The 19,019-nt window shown below is 59.3% G+C and carries 14 protein-coding genes; 3 read left to right on the forward strand and 11 right to left on the reverse strand.

Annotated elements, in window-relative coordinates; all coding sequences use genetic code 11:
- Positions 1-199: 199 nt before the first annotated feature.
- Positions 200-979, reverse strand: coding sequence for a response regulator transcription factor (locus tag FJ936_RS08215; protein WP_224588096.1), 780 nt, complete (start codon positions 977-979; stop codon positions 200-202).
- Between the two features lie 587 nt (positions 980-1,566).
- Positions 1,567-1,785, reverse strand: coding sequence for a hypothetical protein (locus FJ936_RS08220; protein WP_140793013.1), 219 nt, complete (start codon positions 1,783-1,785; stop codon positions 1,567-1,569).
- 509 nt (positions 1,786-2,294) lie between these two features.
- On the opposite strand from FJ936_RS08220, the gene FJ936_RS08225 reads away from it, so the two are divergent.
- Complete coding sequence (locus tag FJ936_RS08225; protein ID WP_140793015.1) at positions 2,295-3,761, forward strand: hypothetical protein; 1,467 nt, start codon at positions 2,295-2,297, stop codon at positions 3,759-3,761.
- 108 nt (positions 3,762-3,869) lie between these two features.
- Here the strand turns inward: FJ936_RS08225 and FJ936_RS08230 are convergent, their stop codons facing one another.
- The 3 genes from FJ936_RS08230 to FJ936_RS08240 form a co-directional block, all read right to left on the reverse strand.
- A complete protein-coding gene (locus tag FJ936_RS08230; RefSeq protein WP_140793017.1) occupies positions 3,870-4,955 on the reverse strand; it encodes a glycosyltransferase in 1,086 nt (361 codons plus the stop codon).
- Between the two features lie 684 nt (positions 4,956-5,639).
- A complete protein-coding gene (locus FJ936_RS08235; protein ID WP_140793019.1) occupies positions 5,640-5,963 on the reverse strand; it encodes a DUF982 domain-containing protein in 324 nt (107 codons plus the stop codon).
- A gap of 1,240 nt (positions 5,964-7,203) precedes the next feature.
- Positions 7,204-7,620: a metalloregulator ArsR/SmtB family transcription factor gene (locus FJ936_RS08240; RefSeq protein WP_140793021.1), complete on the reverse strand. Its 417-nt coding sequence runs from the start codon at positions 7,618-7,620 to the stop codon at positions 7,204-7,206.
- 959 nt (positions 7,621-8,579) lie between these two features.
- Here FJ936_RS08240 and FJ936_RS08245 point away from each other — a divergent pair.
- Positions 8,580-8,774: a hypothetical protein gene (locus FJ936_RS08245; protein WP_140793023.1), complete on the forward strand. Its 195-nt coding sequence runs from the start codon at positions 8,580-8,582 to the stop codon at positions 8,772-8,774.
- A gap of 35 nt (positions 8,775-8,809) precedes the next feature.
- Here the strand turns inward: FJ936_RS08245 and FJ936_RS08250 are convergent, their stop codons facing one another.
- From FJ936_RS08250 to FJ936_RS08265, 3 genes are all read right to left on the reverse strand, one after another.
- Entirely contained in the window at positions 8,810-9,196 is a 387-nt protein-coding gene (locus FJ936_RS08250) for a response regulator (protein WP_224588280.1), read from the reverse strand.
- A gap of 856 nt (positions 9,197-10,052) precedes the next feature.
- The gene (locus FJ936_RS08255) at positions 10,053-10,856 is read right to left on the reverse strand and encodes a hypothetical protein (protein ID WP_140793026.1); all 804 of its coding nucleotides are present in this window, start codon (positions 10,854-10,856) and stop codon (positions 10,053-10,055) included.
- 1,002 nt (positions 10,857-11,858) lie between these two features.
- Positions 11,859-12,371, reverse strand: a complete 513-nt coding sequence (locus FJ936_RS08265) for a DUF892 family protein (protein ID WP_141906361.1) — start codon at positions 12,369-12,371, stop codon at positions 11,859-11,861.
- 749 nt (positions 12,372-13,120) lie between these two features.
- Here FJ936_RS08265 and FJ936_RS08270 point away from each other — a divergent pair.
- On the forward strand, positions 13,121-13,534 hold the full coding sequence (locus FJ936_RS08270; protein WP_224588274.1) for a chemotaxis protein CheB: 414 nt from the start codon (positions 13,121-13,123) through the stop codon (positions 13,532-13,534).
- Positions 13,535-14,518: 984 nt separating this feature from the next.
- Here the strand turns inward: FJ936_RS08270 and FJ936_RS08275 are convergent.
- The 3 genes from FJ936_RS08275 to FJ936_RS08285 form a co-directional block, all read right to left on the reverse strand.
- Positions 14,519-15,538: an NAD-dependent epimerase gene (locus tag FJ936_RS08275; RefSeq protein WP_141906362.1), complete on the reverse strand. Its 1,020-nt coding sequence runs from the start codon at positions 15,536-15,538 to the stop codon at positions 14,519-14,521.
- A 105-nt stretch (positions 15,539-15,643) separates the two neighbouring features.
- Entirely contained in the window at positions 15,644-17,035 is a 1,392-nt protein-coding gene (locus FJ936_RS08280; protein ID WP_140790197.1) for an HlyD family type I secretion periplasmic adaptor subunit, read from the reverse strand.
- Positions 17,028-18,782, reverse strand: coding sequence for a type I secretion system permease/ATPase (locus FJ936_RS08285; RefSeq protein ID WP_140715626.1), 1,755 nt, complete (start codon positions 18,780-18,782; stop codon positions 17,028-17,030). Before FJ936_RS08285 ends, FJ936_RS08280 begins: the two co-directional genes overlap by 8 nt.
- Between the last annotated feature and the right edge of the window lie 237 nt (positions 18,783-19,019).

Genomic DNA, 19,019 nt, shown 5'->3' on the forward strand with positions numbered 1-19,019 from the left:
CTTTGCCCGCGTCGGTGTGAGAGCACCTGCAGTTGGTGCATGATCCTGCAAACGGAATAGATTTGCGAAAACAACCGCGGTGCTTAAGCCGATATTGCGTTTTGGCTCAGACGAGACGCCATTCGAACAATGGCGGAGCGATTTTAACAAAAATACGGCCCCCCGGGGCTAATCCCCGACGGGCCGCCTGAAACCACTATCATTCTTGCGCGAGAGCGCCTTCGCCGAAAAGATCGTTCACCTTGTAGGCGACCTCTGTCCTGTTGGTTGCCTTCAGTTTTTTCATGATGTTTCGGATGTGCACCTTCACAGTGCTTTCGCGCAAGTTCAGTTCGTAGGCTATGATCTTGTTCGCCTTACCTCGCCGAAGCGCCTGAGCCACTTCAGCTTGCCGGTGCGTGAACATAGCCGTCAACGGACGCGTCTCGCGGCTGCCTGAATCGATCAGATGCCGCATCGACAGCACGCTGCTGGCCGGCACGAAGATGCCACCCGCCGCCGCAAGGTTGACGGCTTCGACGCAGACGTCAATACCAACAGAAGTCGGGATGTATCCGCGTGCGCCGCATTCAAGTGCTGTTAGTATTTGCCCGAGATCTTCTGTATCAGATAAGATTATGACTGGAACAGAGCTGAACTCAGAAGAGATGGCTCTGATCTCATCTGCAATCCCACGGTCAGTAAATTTGCGTCCGCCAAGATTAAATAGAATGGCAGCTAGAGGAGGATAAGCCCCCTTCTTTATACGCCATTCTTCGATCAATCCCATGGCGGCAACGGCCATTCCCAGGTCATGATCCTCGAGGGCCGATGCGAGACATTCGCGGTCCAACGCCCTTCCGTCCAGAATAAGGAGGCATTCTCTATCTGCTTGTTCGCTGCCCCTTCTAATGCTGCTCGACGGAGTTTCTGGTTGACTTGCGGAGTCGAAATTATGCAGTCCGTTTGCAGAAATCATACTAGTACCCCAACCCTTGATCAAACACGACGACCTTCTGGCGGCCGACATAACCCCCTCAAATTCCCGGATTTTCTTGAAGTTTTCTGCCCGTCCCGTGAAGGCCTAGCTGGACTTCTTCAGCTTAGAGCGCTCCTCGTTTCCCAAACGCCACCTAGGATTGAATAGTTTATGCTTTACAAGTGGGTGCTAATCTAAGTTAATTTTCCGATAATTTTTTTATTCAAGCCGAGCGAATGTCGCCAGTTGCGCGGGCAACAGGGCTGGCCGATAAGCTCAGTTCATGAACCAAGCATGCAAATAGTCCGAGATTGACTAAGCCGTCATGCTCATTCAATAGGCGGAAGCTGGGCAGGCAGTACTCTGTGGCGTCTTGCCACAAAAGGCTTCGTTGACGAAATGCGTTGCCCAGTACGAACATCGATTTGCCAGCGTCTGCCCGGGCCTTCGCGGTCTGTCTGCGGACACGCGAGACAAGATAGGGGAGCCGCCCGCCCCCCCGATGGCTCCTCTATCGCTTTGCGGGAGCAGCGCCAGGACGGCGTAGTAGACATCCGCCTGCCGGCATTGGCTGACAGGCTGATAGCTCCTGGAATTGACGCTGGACCTCAGGCGTTTCCCTGGGGATCCGTCTCACTCAGCCACCGCCTACCCTTTTCATCGCTGCGGGTCACGGTTTCGAAGGCATCGATCAACTTCTTGGCGGCCTTGTTGGCAAGGTGGGATTCAGGATAATGGGCGCTCACAGCGCGCGCCCGTTCGTAAATTTCCCTCAATTGCATCATCTGCTTAGGGCCAAATGCGCCATGGACAACCTGGGTGGTCATACCGCTTATCCTCCTCAACATGGACCTCTGGAGAACCCACCCCGTTTGCCAAGAGCTCCCGATAGTGTCCCATTAACACGACGTCTCTCGATTGTAAGCAGAGACGTGCCCGCAGTTCTGTGTATAAGTGTGACATTCGCCGCCGTCGAGGCGTTCTTTAGTGTGCGTTTGCCAATTAGCCGTTTGCAGGAAGGGGTAGGCGGGAATCCGCGAGGGCGGCGTCTCGAAAATTCCGGAGGTGTCGGCCCTACGCCGCACGTGCTTCTCTTGCTCAAGCAAATCGCTCCATGCTCGCCATCCATTTCTGGCAGCCCGTTTTACCAGGCTCACCGACAAGCATAACGCCGCGGTGGGGTCTGCCGCTGCTCGGTGCTAGGGCCTCCCGCAGGACACGGGACTACGCCGTTTGGCTCTCTTGCCCAAGCTATGTGCCTGTCGAAAGATGCATCACCGGATAGCGTCTTTCGTCAACGTTACCATGACCAACTGAGAGCGGGGCTCGATCAGCAATGCAGGTTTCTTTACCGGGTCTGCTGGTGTGCGCGGCTATTCTGATCATTGCATACTATTCCCGGGGACTGCTGATCGTTGGGCTGATTGCTTCCCAGGCATTCGGCGCCACGGCCCTCATGACCCTGACTGTTTTGGGTGGGTCATCTCCGCTCATCTACACCGTGTTCGAGGCTCTACTCGTCGCTGCCGTCGCTGCCAGACGACGTATATGGCTTGACTTGGGAAGCGTGTTTGGGAGCATCCGCCCGGTCTGGATCCTTGCGAGCCTCATGGTGTACGCAATCATTGGGGCGTGGCTGTTTCCAAGGTTCTTCGCCGGCCAAACGGCCGTCTTTGTCCAGTCGAAAATCCGCGGCACCGTCGTGGAAGCGTCGCTGGCTCCGGTTTCAGGCAACATCTCTCAGACGGGCTATTTCATTCTCGGTGGGCTCACGACCATTGCGCTTTGCACCCTGTTGCTGCACGCCGACAGGATAGACCAGCTACGCCGTGGCTTCTTCTTGTGGTGCGCCCTGCACGCTGGCATGGGGCTGATTGATTTCGTCAGCAAGAATGCCGGTGTGGGCGACGTGCTCGCCCCGGTCAGAACCGCCAACTATGCGATCATCAGCGACGCGTACGAGGCCGGTTTCGCGCGCATCACGGGACCTTTTTCCGAGGCTTCTTCGTTTGCCGGCGCTTCACTGGTCTGCCTGGCTTTCTCTTACACATATTGGAGAATGACCGGATCGCGCCTTGCCCAGTGGCTGTCGGCCATCCTGATTTTCCTGACCATCCTTTCGACGTCCTCGACCGCCTACGTTGGCCTGACTTTACTGTGTATTCCGGTCGCCCTCTCAATGCTGGCATCAGTTCTCCGGGGAAGAGTCGAACGGGAGGAGATATTGATCACGGTGCTGATGGTGCTGGGCGTGGCCGTTGTTATGGGCGTCAGCCTCTACCGGGCCGACGCGCTGGACCCCTTCGTCAGGCTCATCAACAGCACCATCGTCAACAAAGCCGATTCCGCCTCGGGGCATGAGCGCACCTATTGGAACCTCAAGAGCCTGCAGTCCTTCGTCGACACCAGTGGCCTTGGCGTCGGCTTCGGCAGCTCCAGGGCATCGAGCTGGCCGATCGCGGTTCTCTCCCAGCTTGGTTTGTTTGGGTCTCTGATGCTGGCAATGCTGCTCGGTGTCCTGATCAGGGGCTTGGGCGGGGTCCAACAGTGGGTGGCGCCTGAAACGGCTGCAGTTGCAATGAGCATCAGGAACGCCGCCTTCGCGGGCATAATCGCTAACTCGGTGTCTGGTGGCAGCGCCGACCCCGGCGCCGTGTTCTTCATCGCAATCGCCGTCGTCTCTGCCACCAGGGTCAGCGCCTTGCGCATGGCGGCAGATTTTGAAAGGCGCAATCCCTATCGGGCGGCACAGCCCACGCCTGCTGTCGATGCCGCTACCCCTTTTGGCGCCGAGACGGGCTGAAAATGAAGGCGTGCGCTGGCAGCGGGCAATGCCATTTTGATCTCGCGCGGCCCAGCCCCTTTTTGACCGCCTATGGGCGAGGCGGCAATCCAACGCCCTGGACCCATTTTATGCTCCCAGCAGGAGACTTCTCCAGCCCTGCAGGAAGCTTCGTTTCGAGGCGCGGGAAGCAACGTCGCGCAGCTCGAGGCTGGTCTGCGCCTTTTCGTGAGAACTCCGTAAAAACGCGCGCCGCATCGCCTGTCCGATTGCTGCCGTGTCTTTCGGCGACACTTGTGCGCAGACGCCTTCCACGGCTTCCACCAAGGCGCTGTCTTCGGAGACGATGGGGAGAAGGCCCATATGGGCAGCCTCCAAGGCTGGCATGCCGAACCCTTCCAGGAGGCTCGGCAGGACGAATGCCTCAGCGTGCGCGTAGAGCCAGCGCAACTGGCTGTCCGGCACATATCCCGGCATCACAACCCCCGGTATCGAGTTCGCAAGATCAATGATCTTATCGCGGCCCTCGCCTCGCGGACCGCAAAGCACGTATTTGATACCTTGCTCATAGAACCCGGCGTCCCGATATGCCTCAAGCGCGGCCTTCTGGTTCTTGCGTATCTCAAAGGCGCCAACCGTCAGGAAGAAGGGGCTGTCGATACCAGGAAGGGCTTCCAGGGCTCCGGTAAATAGACCCGTACGCACGTACAGCGGAATCGTGGTGAGGAAGCGGAAGTGCAGCCCGAAGATCGAAACGAATTTATCCTTCGACCAATCGCTGACGAAAACGACCCCGGGTCTGCACCTGCGGATTTTTTCATAAGCGACACGGTAGTTCTCGACGGTTACAGCGTCATAGAGAAAACTATGGCTCAAAGGGCCGACGTCATGGCAGAGCACGATATCTTTTTCGGCCAGCTCCGATCTCAGCACAAAGAGCGGATCGAGAAAGACGCGCGTGTTCCGGTCGGCGGCTTTGCTGCCGATCAAGCAGCGTGGGCTGTCCTTGAGCCAGTTGATTTCCAGCATCATCAGCCGCGCCGCGATCTTGCGGGCCAGGCCTTCGGGAGCGAGCGCACCAAGCCGCCAATACCGAACCTGCGCGTGTTCGGGAACGAACTCCTGACAAAGGTCCTTGGCGATGTGCCAAGCGCCAGTCCGGTTCAATATCGATAGCGAGTTTTCAAAAAGTGGACGGCCGACAGCTGCAGCCACGGACTCTGCACAAGCCGATGCAAATCTTCCCTCCGCCCTCCGTGGAGCTTGCCGCTTCTCAATTTCCAACAACCGTTCACCTAATGTCGAACCGTCGGCGGCTTTGATCCGATGCGCAGCATCGGAAAAATCGTCGCAAGTTTCAGTTGATTGTCAAAAGCGTATCGGGGGGCAGGTTTTTGTCAACAAAATCACTGAGGAGGAGGCTCCTCTAAAAGAGCAGGTTCGGTCTAACCTTATTGGCTGATAGTTGCGCCACTGAGATTGACCATCCACCTGCAGATTTCGCGCCTCCTTGCGCTCGCTATGTCGGCCGACTGGCATGGCGCAGGTCGACTGCGGGTCAGGGCAGCCGGCGCTCTACCATCTCTGCCATGCCCGCCGCGAGTTCTGCAGCCAGTCATCGATAATTGGTGCAAGAGCGTCATCGTCAGGCCATTGCAAGGGCAGCGAGTGGACACGTATTCAGTCCACCCGGTCGAAGGATGCCAGCCTCATTCGGACCGGCGGGCCGCAGCAGGGGAGGGCGGATATGCCGCCTTTCATTCAGTTCCAGATCAGCGGGCGAGCGAGCGGAGCGAAAGTGGGGTCGTCCTCAGCTAAAACACCCAGGGCCTGGAGGAAGGAGCCTAACCCTTTCAGGCTCCTCCGGGAGCCGGCCGGGATTGTCCCCTCGCGGTCGATCTAATTATCAGAAAAAGATTCAGAACGCCCGTCGTAAGCTGTCATCCAATCATCCGCCGCGCGTGCGACCGCAAGTTCAGTTGGATCCGGCGCTTGAATTCCGTGGGCTTGAGCATAGGCCTCAAAGGTCGCGCACGCCGCCTCAATGTCTCTTTTGTCGGCAAGCGCGGACCGGCAAAGGACGGCTGCCGCCTCATAGATGGGGCTGCGTCTGCCGGTCCACTCATCGAGGACCTGAACGGCTTCTTGAACGGACGTCACAGGATGGGGAAAGCCAAGCCCCACGAACACGTGAACTGGATGACTGAAGCGGTGCACCGACATTGTAGGAGGCTCCGTTGGGATGGGCTGTGGCCCGACTGCCGGGGATGATTTTTGGACTTATTTGGCAGCCGGGCCGGGGCCATCACTGGCGTGCTTATCTTCGCCGACTATCAGCAACAACACAACTAAACCTTAAGGATAGCCCTTCCGAACGTGGGCCATTGCCTCGATAACGATGGTGCAGTTCGCGAAGTAAAGTCAAAGGCATTCGCGGTTTTCCTTTCGCGGGTTACGCAGTAGGACTTAAGTCTCATGTCCTAGGTTCCTAAGGTCTAAGCTGGCCGCTTTGGTTCCGCGAACGTCTATGGAATGTTCCTTCGTCGAGTAATCTCGATTAGTGCTCCAGGTAATACGCCGGCAACTCACGGCGGTCCAAGAGGGAGGTCGACTGTTCAGGTTCGGCGGAGCGATACGGGCAGCATTCTCATCTTGGTCAATCAAAACCAGATAACATCGGCGACCCGTTAAGCTCAGCACGCCCTTAAGGCACGGTGGCAGCAATCTACCGCCGAGCGCGGGAACGCCCGCTATTGCGCGGCTCCTTCGGCACTCCGTTAAATTAGTCTCGAGGTGGCAGCCAGGCGAGATAATTTCAGCCAGATTATCGCACGCGAGACCGTCAGCACGGCAAAGCGCGCCGGTCTTACCCGACTCCTGTCTCACTTCATGATCCTGCCGCGACCTTTGCCCGGTCCTGGCTCCGCCCGCGATTGAAGTAGTGCTCATTTCCTCCGGGTAGCAGCGTCGCGATAACGCGCCACTCCAAGTCGATGGAATCCTATCAGCTCACGGCGATGCTGAACCAGGCTTCCAGCCCGGACAAGACCGCCAGTCTGTGACTGAGCCTGCCTTGCCGTTGTGAGCGTCGCGGCCACATACTCACTGCGATTCAGTTTGCTCGAGCGAGGAAGGCAATGCGGACCTCACTCTACGACCTGAGCGAGCCTACCTTCCTGCAAGCCGTGAGACCCATCCGAAGCGTTCTCGGCCGTGCCGTCACCTCTTTTCAACACCGGTGTCGATCCCAATCGGTTCGTGCACACCCGCCTTTTCGATGAGATGGCGCCATTTCATGTTCAGATCGAAGCGGCGTGGCATCATTCCGTGTTGGGAGGTTGAGGCTCTCAGGACTGGCGCGTTCAGAAACGGCCCTGGAGGCCGTCGCCCCGGAGAGATTGACGGCTGCGCGGGCAAGCACCTAGACCTGACATACAAGGCGGCGCGGCTTGGTGCCCACCGATTAGCCGGGGCGCCAAGAAGATGACCCCTTTCCCGATCTCTTTCGCAGCGGAAGCTTGTCGCTTTCGGCGATGTCGCTAAGAAAGCCAATCACCATCTTCGCCTGTTCGGACGTACAGGAATAGAAGCGCCGTTTACCTTCGGTACGCGATCGGACGATTCCGAATTTGGCCATGCCGCTCAAATGCTGTGAAAGGGCGGTCTGGGTCCCGCCCACCAGAGAAACTAGGTCCGACACGGATTTCTCACCATCCATCAGATGAACGACGATCAGCAATCGCTTGCTGAAGCCCAGGGCTGCGAATAGCCGAGAGGCAACGGACATCTGCCGTCGCGAAGGTTTTCCCTTAGAGGGGCGGGTGCGAAGGGCGGGATCCGCTTTGATTTCCGCAAGGCGTTGCCGAACATAGGAGACCAAGGGACGAGCTCCAACAAAGGACCCGATTTGCCTTGGTCATCGAACATTTGTCAACGGTGCAGAAAGCCCGCCTGGACGGCGAGCTTTCCGAGCTGCGGCCAAAGCCTCACGGCCGGCGTCTCGGTGCGACGGCGGCATTTCCATACGACCGCATGACGGTAGAGCGGTTTAGAAAGACCTTTCCTCGCGCCCGCTGGAACGACGATCTGAAGGCGTGGTTCGTCCCAGGCAAAACTGCGGCGCGGCGTCGATCGATGGCTCGAACGAGAGCGTTCTCAGACGGAAACCCATGGCGATCTCAAATGCCGGGACGCCTTTGCCTTTGATCCCCCCTTTCCAAGTATCTTCGTCGGCTTGATGACCATTTGGAAGTGGTGACGCCCTATCCACGCGTCGTCGTTGATGAGATGCGCGAGGTGCCATTTGCCTCCTGGAATGCCGATCGCCGTGTATGGACGGTCCCCTACCGGTCCTATGAAGCCCTGCGCCGGCGCTGGAGCCGGATCGAGGAGGCGGCTAGGCGTGATTGTTGAGTCCCCGTTCGATCTGTCGTGCTGAGGCGAAAATGTCATCAAAGCTGGGCGATGCGTATTTCCGCGCCCGTCTGCTCACGTGCGGACGCTACCCGTGGCCTTTCGTTCTAGCAAGGGCACCGCAAACACCGAAGACAATGAACCCCACCCGCTGCCGCAAGGTGGCGGGCTTTTTGCTATGCTCTGGAACAGCCCGATCCAATGCAAGTTGGGGCCAACGCAGCGCACTCCCCACGTTCCTTCGCGCTGCTGCCCAAGGGAAAACTTGGTCGGCCCGCGCTTTTCTGCCGAGGGGCGCGGGCCAAACCCCGCAGCCCGCTGACATTCGGACTTGCGCTTGCGAGTCCCTGCGATAGGCCGTATCCATTTGCGGCGAGGGGTATCTGAGGACCTGGTAGTGCTCCCGCTTGGGACGGGGGGACTGCAATGGGGGATTTGCGCTCAAGGGCTGAAGTCTCGACGTTCGATTGCAACATTATGCGCGATGCCTTCCGCGTCATGGTGCGTGAGGAACATATCCCTGAAGGCGAGTGGCAGGAATTCGCTGCTCAGCTATTTCGTGATTATACCGGCTACGAAGAGATCGAACCGCGCTTGCTGGAATGGATCACGCGCAAGTAGGGCGTTATCCACCGCTGGTACCAGTGAAATTGCATTTAAATTGGCGCGCCAGGATCGCGTGGTAGCTGCTGGTTTAGGAGCGTGGCTAGTGCCGTTGTGATCTGCGCGACGGCAAATGGCTTTGAAATCATGATGCTGTTTGGAACGCCCCGTTTAGCCCAATGCAAGGCACTGTCACCGCTGACGTAGACAACTGGCATGGCTGGTGCGGCCTGGCGCAAATATTTGGCGAGTTCCCATCCACATTTCCCGGCCCCCAAACGAATGTCGGTGACTAGGGCACGAATATTCGATGGGTCTGTGTCAAACACCTCGATCGCAATTTCTGCGCTTTTCGCGCGCACGACCTCGAACCCAGCGTCTTCTAACCCCGATTCAATTTCCATTAGAATTAGCGGGTGATCTTCTACGACCAAAATCACGACTGTTACACCGGCCCCCTCAATGGACGGCATCTTGCGATGTAAGAGAAAATTAGTCCATGCTAATAGCCTTCCCTATTGAGGTTGGCTATCCACCCCCATAGGGCGTATGGTGACATCGTCGCCCGCGAGATTTGCCGGCATCGGACGTTTGGAAGTGAACATCATGCTTTCGCCCTAGCAGGGAGATGGAAGCATGGATTCCGTCAAAGATTATCTTCGTGACATCGTTTGCCACTATGGACCGCCTTGTCCATTCAGGACCGGATATTGGAGCGAATCAGGAAGCGGGCGGCCGACAGGGCAAGAGGAGCAGCTGCTTGAAAGTTTACTCGAAAACCTGAAATCCGCGCAGGATGCCCTCCGGCGGCAGGAGGATAAGTGGAACCTATCAATCAGCATTCTCGTTACCTCCGGCCGCCGCTGCGCAGCAGCCGCAAGACCGCCCATCAAATGTTGAGTGTGTTACGAGCGCGCCGTATAGGTCGATGCGGATTCGGGCTCGCTCCGCTCACTGATAACCGCACGCGCAGCCTCGGCAACATCCTCCTTTTTGGAATTGCGAATCGCCTTGCGCTTAACCTGTGATAGTGCCTGTTTGTTCTGTTCAGAAGATGCCACAGAAGTTACAGGCTCCCCGGAGGCAAAGGCGTTCCACTGATCGATGCGGCGCAACAGACTGATTGAAGCTTGATGGCGAGGGGTGATCTGGCTGATCCAATGAGACTTCCTGTGTCAACCTTTAGGGATATGCAGGCGTGCGGCGGGGTGTTTGTTGGGGTCGCCGGAGGGCGGCAGCAGGCGGCTGGCTTACCTGCAACCAGACGCATGATTGTCTAGGCGGACGGAGAATGTCCTAACTCGTACGAGCCAGCATCGCCTGCAAAGCGCGCCGCATGCTCACGCTGGATATGCTGAAAAATCCCCCGTAGGGCTGACTAAGGTCTGCGATAACGAACATAACGCTGCTGAGTGAGATCGCGCTTAGAAGCATGAGGGTCCATGTCAGTTTCGTTCGTGGAGCGATGAGACCGTGGCAGGCGAAAATAATCATGAGCCACACGATCAGAATTCCGTAGAAGGGTTGCAGCAATTCACTGCGTGCCGCCTCGATCACGCCGAGACGGGCCGTAGAGACGCTATCATATCGCGCACGGCACATCGCTGCGATCGCCGTTTGTTGCGGACCGGCCGGCAAGAGTTCGTTCACCTCGAGACCGATCTTGTTCATCAGCTCTTCAAGTTCCGGTGTGGCGCCCACAACAGGCATACGCGACGTGTCAGGGTAGGAAACACCGGTGGGCCGAGCTTCGTTAGGCCAAGTGCTCGCAATAACGGCAGCGGTGTAACCTGCTAGGTCGACGCGAATGCGGGCGGCGTCAGTTCCGTAGTCATGTAGGCACGCATCCATGAGGTCAAGCTGCAGGGCATATTGCTGCCGGTCCAGAGCCGAATTGTCGTAGGCCTGCTTCACCGACGCGGTGAGAAGACCGAGAACAACTGCGGCAAAGGTTGCAAGCAAACCAACGGTCAACTGCATCAGCAGCGTGGCTTCGGGGGTCTGGTGCTGCGCGGGAAGCCAGCCCCGAATAAGTACGCCCAAGCCTGCGCCAATGCATAGCAGCAGAAAGACCACTATTGCTGACAAGACCTCGACCAAGTGCCGCCCTCCTTCGACTGTCCAATCCTGCCCGCGACCGCCGCGCCTTCGTGTTTGCCGTGCGTACCTCTCATCCTGCCACAGGACCTGAAGGTGAAATAGCCGGCCCAGGATCCTGCGTACGTGAGGGCGAAGTCGTCGAGCATATGACATGTCGAGCCGCCATCTCGCGCCGGACCTGGTTTCGGCATTGTCGCGAGGACTGGAACCAGCGGGCATTCGCCTGGAATGGAAAGCCGCGCCGGTCAGCCCCGCCGGGCTAATAATCACCTTAGACTTCCCGCACCTCGCGCTGATCGCGCTCAGAGTTTCAGGCTCGTGCGAATGACGGTGACCGCACCGATGCGGCCGATATCTTGCCAGTTCGTGGTCGTCGATGTGTTTCGACGATGTCGGCTGCGAGTTGGGAGGTCAGGCCGCCGACGAGCCAGCGCGAATGCCGCATCCAGATGGCGCGCGCCGTGCTGGTTCTCGGGGCGGGTTCCTGCCTGGAACACGGAGCCGGCGCATCCTGCATGGTGCCTGTGGCGATGAGCCGATGATCGGAACGAACAGCTCCGTCAATTCCTGGAGCCACTCAGCAAATCATCGCTGAGCTCTGCCCGGCCGGACGATGCACCGGAAGCCGAGATGGGAGATCGAAGTGTCCACCGGCTGAGCCATCCGCGCGGCCGGACGGTCGCGCCGGCGCGCGCACATGCGAGCCGCCCCTGGTGATGTTGCGCGGGATTTCACATTCGGCTGGCGGGGATCATAGCTCGCTTCGCGCGCGGCACCGCGCGGGTTTTCGGCCGAGCAGCACGGGGTCAGGCGCCAGGAAGAAAACTGCCTACGCTCACGGAGATGAAGGACGGGAACCGGACCTTTGGTGACGTTGCTCGGACGAGGACCAAATGAGTACTCGCGTCAATCTCGAGACAGGAGCTGAGCGTCTGGAAGACACCCGCCGGCCACGGCGACCGCCAGAAGCCTTGCGGATGACAGAGACCGATGTCGCAGTTCCTAAGCCGCCTCGGCAGCGACGTTCACGGCTGACACTGCGAGCTGCGTCAGGGTTTCGTCGGTGTCCTTTTCCTCGCCAAGGGTAAGCTCAAGAAGCTTAACCGCTTCGGCCATGCCGAGCTCGCTAGCCCAGGTGCGCATCGTACCATAGCGGGAGATCTCATAGTGTTCGACTGCCTGAGCCGCCGCAAGGAGACCAGCATCGAGAGCCGGAGAGCCCTTGTACTCGTCCATGATCTCGGTGCCTTCCTCCGTGATGCCCATGATGGCGGTACAGGTCTTACCCTGGGGCTTCTTGCCTAAGGTTTCGAATATTTTCTCCAGGCGCGCGACGTGCTCCTGGGTCTGGCCGCGGTGCTTTTCGAAGGCTGCCTTAAGGTCAGGGCTTTGTGCCGCCTTGGCCATCTTGGGAAGTGTTGCTAGGATCTTCTTCTCGGCGAAATAGATGTCCTTCAAAGTGTCGACGAAGAGTTCGTTCAGGCCTTTCGTTGAGGCCCTTTTGGCGGTTGCCATGACTGTCTTCCTTTTTTCACTGCCTCACAAACGGGGCGGACGAGAAACAAAATTGCGCCAATGCAGTTCCATCGGGATTAGACTGGCATGCCGAACGGCTCTTGCCGGCGGTGCATGCAGATGCAAAATCACCGCCGAATTCCGACAAGCCATCGCCACTGCCGGCACACCGTCTTTGTCACCAGCTCGATCAATCATCGCCACACATCGACTCCTTTTCCATCCAGCAGGACGACTGACCGACTTTCGATCCGGCTCCACGCGCCTACAGAAAGGAGCTTGGTTAACCCTGTCGAATCTAGATGCGCTTGGCCTTCAGCCGGCGTATGACAAATTAGCGGGAGGGCATCTGGGAGGAGCCCATTATGTTTGAGGTGCGAAGTTTTATCGCCAAGCTGGTGAAACGCGAGCGGATAGCTGCGAAGCAGCGAGCGATGCAGCCGATAGCGAACACAATCGCCGATCGGCCTGTTCACAACAGACCCCGGCCAGTCAGGAACAGACCGTCTCCGCCGCAACATCACGCCGCCAGCAACATGTAGGCTGCCAGACGCCCTGGGCCGCGCCTTTTGCCGGCTGCGGCCCTCACCGTACCCATTTGGATGACCGGAGGCCGGGCTCGGTGGCAGCCCTTGAGGGACCGTTGGGGAGCAATATTGTGCTATCGCGAATGCTTTGAGGTTATCCTCGCGAAGCTGGTGCGAACCTGTTACCCTAGCAGATGCATATCCCGCACGCTAAGCACGAACGTGGCCCCTTTCTTCGTCGCCGTCGGCGCATCGGGATCAGATGGCCTCAGCGACATCAAAGACCTTCTTAGCAACCTGCCCAAGGACCTGCAGGCCATCGAGGGCGCTGGACACATACATCGCGGGCAGACCGTCGACATCCTCTTCAATTCTGTAGCCGTTCACGCCAAGACGTGCGCAATCGGCATCGTGTTATCGGGCTCGCTGAGTGATGGCTCACGTGGACTTGCCGCAATAGCCCACGCCAGCGGCGCAACGAAGGTCCTTACCGAGGCCGGCGAGATCAAAGCCGGGATGCCGATGAAAGCGGCAATGTATGATAGGCCGCTCGACTTCACCGGTTCTGCCGATCAGATCGCCGGTGAGGTCATCCGAAGAGTGCGGCGAGCTCAGCCCCAGCCACTACTCGTTTGATCGAAAGCGAGGGGCAACTGAACATAACATTCTCGTTTGGTCCGACGGTCGGCAGCTCGCGTGCTGGTCAGGTCCCCGATACCCAGCCAGCCCCGCTTCCCTGCCGGTGAAGCAGGCCCACACGGTCGGCAAAGGTGGCAAGCGCCTTCGTTGGAACCTAAACGCCCATAACCGGTTGGGCGCTTGGTGGCAGTGGCCCCTCCAGGCTCGCCGCTGGTTGAGGTCCGGCCTCAACTGCCCGCGCTTCTGCCGAGGGCGCGGGCTATCACTTAGGCCCAGAAAATGCGACGCAACGTAGACAAATTAAGGCACGAACGGACTGACCGCGAATTTCGAGCCGTCATCGATGCGGAGCGCAGAGCCCGTGAAGAGAAGACGGCTCGTCTAAAGGCCGATCGGCTGGGGCAGCGTTCCGTCCCGCATGCAAATGTCGAGCCGAAGAACTTACGCTAGTCCGTGCAGCATGGGTAGGCTGCGGGCTTTTTTGCTACCGCCAAGAACCGATTCTATCGGCCCAAGGTCATTGCCTGGCGCCCATTGACACCTCCCAGGCCGGGAGGCGCCGAAGAGTTGTTCAGACAGCTTCGGGGCGCCCTCCGGACCACCAGAGCAACACATAAGACGCCGGTCGGCTTTGCCCAGGCCTTCCAAAAAGGTGATACCTATTGTGATACCTATTGTGATACAAATTGGCGTCAGGTACACAAAAAGAAGAATAAAAACAATAGCTTATCCATCGGATCGATCCCAGCCAACGGTACCACTAGCACTCTCCCCATAACCGGTCGAAACTATTGGAGAAGGCTTCTCCAATAGCGGGGTCCTTTCCCGAATTGCATCGCCTCTTCGATGGTGCGCCCCTTGCTCTCGCGCACCGCACCTTGCGCGATGTTCCGGCGCATCAGTAAGTGATGGCTCGACCCGCAAAACCACGCCCCGCTCTCAAACCGTCGGCTGCGGCCCGCGCCTCGCGAACCCGACCCGTTAGCTGTAGAAATCCTGGTACCACTCGACGAACCGCCCCACCCCCTCGGTGACGGAGGTGCGGGGGCGATAGCCGACCGCCGCCTGCAGCGCCGAAGTGTCGGCGAAAGTGTCGGGCACGTCGCCGGCCTGCAGCGGCAGCAGCTCGATCACCGCCTTGCGGCCGAGCGCGTTTTCCAGCGCCTCGACATAGGCGGTCAGCTTCACCGGGTTGTTGTTGCCGATGTTGAAGATGCGCCAGGGCGCGCTGCTGGTCGCCGGATCCGGGCGGCCGGAATCCCAGGCCGGGTTGGCCGCGGCGGGGCTGTCGCTGGCACGGATCACGCCCTCGGCGATGTCCTCGACATAGGTGAAGTCGCGCGTGTGGTTGCCGTTGTTGAACAGCTTGATCGGCTCACCGGCCAGGATGCTCCTGGTGAACAGGAACAGCGCCATGTCAGGGCGTCCCCAGGGGCCGTACACGGTGAAGAAGCGCAGCCCCGTGGTCGGCAGGCCGAACAGGTGGCTGTAGCTGTGCGCCATCAGTTCGTTGGCACGCTTGGTGGCGGCGTAGAACTGCAGCGGATGGTCGGCCGGCCGATGCTCGGAAAACGGCATGTCGGTGTTGGCACCGTAGACGCTCGAGGTGCTGGCATAGGTCAGGTGCCCGACACGGCTGCCGCGGCAGGCCTCGAGCATGTTGGTGTAGGCGATGATGTTGCTTTCGACATAGGCGCGCGGATTTTCCAGGCTGTAGCGCACGCCGGCCTGGGCGGCGAGATGGATCACCCGGTCGAAGCCATGGTCGGCAAAGCAGCCGTCGACCACGCCCCTGTCGGCGAGATCGCCATGGATGAAATGATAGCCGGCATTGGTCTTGCGGCTCGCCTCGTCCAGGAGCCGCAGCCGCGCCTGCTTGATTTGCGGGTCGTAGTAATCGTTGATGTTGTCGATGCCGACGACCTCGTCACCGCGCTCCAGGAGCCGCCTGGCGACATGATAGCCTATGAAGCCGGCAGCGCCGGTGACCAGTACCTTCATCAGAAGGCATTATAAGTTGCGCCGTGAAGCCGGCATCCTGCGGACGCATGATATGTCCAGCCCATGGCTCTCGGACTGGACCCGGCATGCGAATTCCAGGTCTGCTTAGCGGAAAGCCCTGGAAATCTGGTCCGTGAGAGGTTTCAGCATATACGACCAGACATTGCGTTCATCCGTGCGGATGTGAACTTCCGCTGGCATGCCCGGTCTGAGTTGCCTGGCTTCCTTCAAGCACTCCGACTGACTGTCGACCTTGATACGGGCCGAAAAGTACGAAAGCTGGCGTTGCGGATCTTTGATCAGGTCCGCCGAGATGTACTTCACGGAGCCGTTGCAAACAGGGGTAGTCCCGGCATCGAAAGCTGGAAACCGGATCGAAACGCTCTGTCCCGGGTTGACGTCGTCTATGCGGGAAGGAGGGATCAACGCGTCCACGACAAGGTTGTCGGCCTCGGGAACGATCGTCATCAGCAGTTCGCCCGGGGCGACCACGCCGCCGACAGTGTGAACGGACGACTGCTGAACTGTGCCGGATTGCGGAGCGCGAATCTCGGTTTTCGTCAGTTCGTCTTGCGCTACGATCTTGCGTTCGTTGAGTTCGGTGCGCTTGGCTTCAGTCTCGCGCAGTTCACCGGTCACATCGCTTCGCCGTTGCTCGTCGAGCTGCAGGATCTGCAACTCGATCTCGCTGATCTTGGCCTGTGCCTCTGCTACCGCGGCTGCCAGTCGTCCCGACTCGCCCTTGGCACGCGTCGCATCCAGCCTGACGTTGCTAATCCTCTCTTTGGACACCAGTTTCTTCGAATAGAGGGCATCGACATCCGTAAGGTCAGTGCTCAGCAGCGCCGCTGATTCATCGGCTGCAACCTGCTGGGCCTTTAGGCCATCGATCTGACGCTCGAGTTGCTTTGTTTGGCTCGACAAGAGCGCCTTCTGCCCGGCCAATGCCGAGGCACGGGTTTCGAACAGAGCGCGCTCGCCGCTGACAAGGGCGGCCAACTCCGGCTTTCGCATCCCGGCCTCAAGGCCGGCTGGAAGCTGCATTTCACGCAAACCGCCGCGTTCGGCCTCCAGCCGCGCAAGCCGCACCGTGGTGCGATCAAGATCTTCGCTGATGATCTGCAGATTGGCCCGTGGCAGCGTGCCGTCCAGCCGGACCAATATGTCACCGGCCCGAACATGGTCGCCGTCTTGCGCAAAGATGCCGCCGATCGTGCCGCCGGTCTGGTGCTGGACCTTCTTGATGTTGCTTTCGACCACCACCGTGGCGGGCGCGATCACGGCGCCGGCTATCTTGGTCAAGCCAAGCCATGCTCCGCCGCCGACCACCAGCAGGCCAGTCACAACGAGCCCCAGCGTCATGCTTGGCCAAAGGGTCCCTGGCGCAAGGATGCTGTCTGGCACCTTGGGCAAGTCGGTTTCGGCGGGCTGATCTCGAGTTCCGAACCGGGCAAGTGTCGGCATGAACGCAAGCACGCGGGGCAAGATGTCACGCATGTCCGGTCACTCCCGAGTGGATGGGCGCGATCGAAGATGGACGTTGCGCGGCAGGCGAGGGCGGCCGCCGCATGCCGGCAAGCACTTCCTCGCGCGAGCCGAAGGTGCGCAGCCTGCCATCCGCCAGGACCATGACCTGATCGATGTTGGTGAGGGCAGATGGCCTGTGTGCAACAACGATCACAATACCTCCACGCTGGCGGACGGCCATGATGGCTCCGGCCAGGGCGGCGTCACCTTCAACGTCGAGATTTGAGTTTGGCTCGTCCAGCACGACCAGGAACGGGTTGCCGTAGAGCGCCCGGGCAAGGCCGATAAGCTGCCTTTGCCCTGCCGACAGCGCTCTGCCTCCCTCGCCGATGCGCGTCTGGAAGCCTGCCGGCAGATGCATGATCATCGAGTGGACGCCCGCGGCTTTCGCCGCGGCGAGCACGCCCTGGGGGTCGCTCTTGCCGCCAAATCTCGAAATATTGTCCGCCACCGTCCCGTCGAACAGTTCAACATCCTGCGGCAGATAGCCAATGTGGGCGCCGAGCCGTTGCGCGTCCCACTGGTCGAGAGAGGCCCCGTCCAGCCGCACCGTGCCGTGCAGAGGGCTCCAAACTCCCACCAGCGCGCGCACCAATGTTGTCTTTCCCGAGCCGCTTGGGCCGATAACGGCCATTCCCGCGCCGCTCGAAAGCTGGAAGCTTACATCGATGAGCGTCGGCCTGGGTGTACCCGGAGGCGCTACCGCCAAACTATCGACCGCCAGGCGGGCCTCTGGCGGCGGCAACTTCATGGATTCGATTGGACTCTCGAACGCACGGAGCGCCGCTTTCAACTGGGAATAGCTCTGCCGGGTGGACAGGAAACCCCGCCAGTTCGCAATCGCCGCATCGACCGGGGCTAGGGCGCGACCCAGCAATATCGACGACGCGATGATCACGCCAGGGGATGCTTCGCCTCCGATGACGAGATACGCGCCGAGCCCTAGCACCGAAGATTGCAGCACCATCCTAAGCGCCTTCGACAGCGAGCTGATTCCACCCACGATGTCGGAGAGCCGCTCCTGATAGGAGAGATAAGCGTGAGTGACTTCGCCCCAGCGCCCCGCCAGCCGTTCGGAGAGGCCCATCGCGTGGACCACCTCGGCATTCCGACGGCCGGAATCAGCAAGCGCGCGCTGTGTCAGGATCGCTTCGGACGCCAGCGCCGCAGGGCGGCGGCTGATGATCTCAGCCACGATGGTCAGCACGACGACGGCGACGGAGCCGAGGGTCGCAAGCACGCCGAGCGACGGATGCAACATGTAGATAATGAGCAGATAAAACGGGATCCACGGCGCGTCGAAAAGAACCGTCGGCCCCGTTCCCGAAAGGAATCCGCGCAATTGATCGAGGTCGCGCAACGGAAGCACCCGGTCCGCTTCTCGACCGGCCCTGAGCGGGAGAAGCAACGAAATTGCGAATGTTCTCTGCTGCAAACTGCAGTAGAATCGACTGGCGATTCGGACCAGTAGACGAAGCCGCACGAAATCGAGCAGACCGTAGGCCGCATAGAGGCCCAGCATTCCGATGGTGAACCCGACCAAGGTCGGGACGCTTTGCGACGGCAGGACGCGATCGTAGACCTGCAGCATGTAAACGGATCCGGTCAACGCAAGGATGTTTATCATTGCGGAAAAGAGTCCGATGCCAGCTATTCCGGGCAGGCAGTCTAGTATTGCGGAGCGTAGCGGAGAGGCGCTTTGTGGCTCTTTATTCATAGCTTATTGCTATGACACGACGTTGTCGCGTGTCTTTCTTTGTTCATCCGATGGGTAACCTTTTCTGATTCCACCATATCACATGCGCCCCCGGACATGATGGCTAGCTAACATATGGCGAACTTTATGCAAAATGAAGCGAAATCGTGGCCGGGAGTCGGGGTGGGGAGAGGGGTGCCTGTGAAAACAGTGGAGAACTGTGCATGCGGTCGTCAGTGGAAAACCCGCAGATTTCTC

Source organism: Mesorhizobium sp. B2-4-13, from assembly GCF_006658535.1.
Taxonomy (GTDB): domain Bacteria; phylum Pseudomonadota; class Alphaproteobacteria; order Rhizobiales; family Rhizobiaceae; genus Mesorhizobium; species Mesorhizobium australicum.

What these genes read in the sequence shown, in the direction of transcription:
- FJ936_RS08265 (WP_141906361.1), bottom strand. Translation starts at nt 12,371, where the DNA reads ATGGCAACCGCCAAAAGGGCCTCAACGAAAGGCCTGAACGAACTCTTC.
- FJ936_RS08280 (WP_140790197.1), bottom strand. Translation starts at nt 17,035, where the DNA reads ATGCGTGACATCTTGCCCCGCGTGCTTGCGTTCATGCCGACACTTGCC.
- FJ936_RS08245 (WP_140793023.1), top strand. Translation starts at nt 8,580, where the DNA reads ATGGGGGATTTGCGCTCAAGGGCTGAAGTCTCGACGTTCGATTGCAAC.
- FJ936_RS08220 (WP_140793013.1), bottom strand. Translation starts at nt 1,785, where the DNA reads ATGACCACCCAGGTTGTCCATGGCGCATTTGGCCCTAAGCAGATGATG.
- FJ936_RS08275 (WP_141906362.1), bottom strand. Translation starts at nt 15,538, where the DNA reads ATGAAGGTACTGGTCACCGGCGCTGCCGGCTTCATAGGCTATCATGTC.
- FJ936_RS08225 (WP_140793015.1), top strand. Translation starts at nt 2,295, where the DNA reads ATGCAGGTTTCTTTACCGGGTCTGCTGGTGTGCGCGGCTATTCTGATC.
- FJ936_RS08285 (WP_140715626.1), bottom strand. Translation starts at nt 18,782, where the DNA reads ATGAATAAAGAGCCACAAAGCGCCTCTCCGCTACGCTCCGCAATACTA.
- FJ936_RS08235 (WP_140793019.1), bottom strand. Translation starts at nt 5,963, where the DNA reads ATGTCGGTGCACCGCTTCAGTCATCCAGTTCACGTGTTCGTGGGGCTT.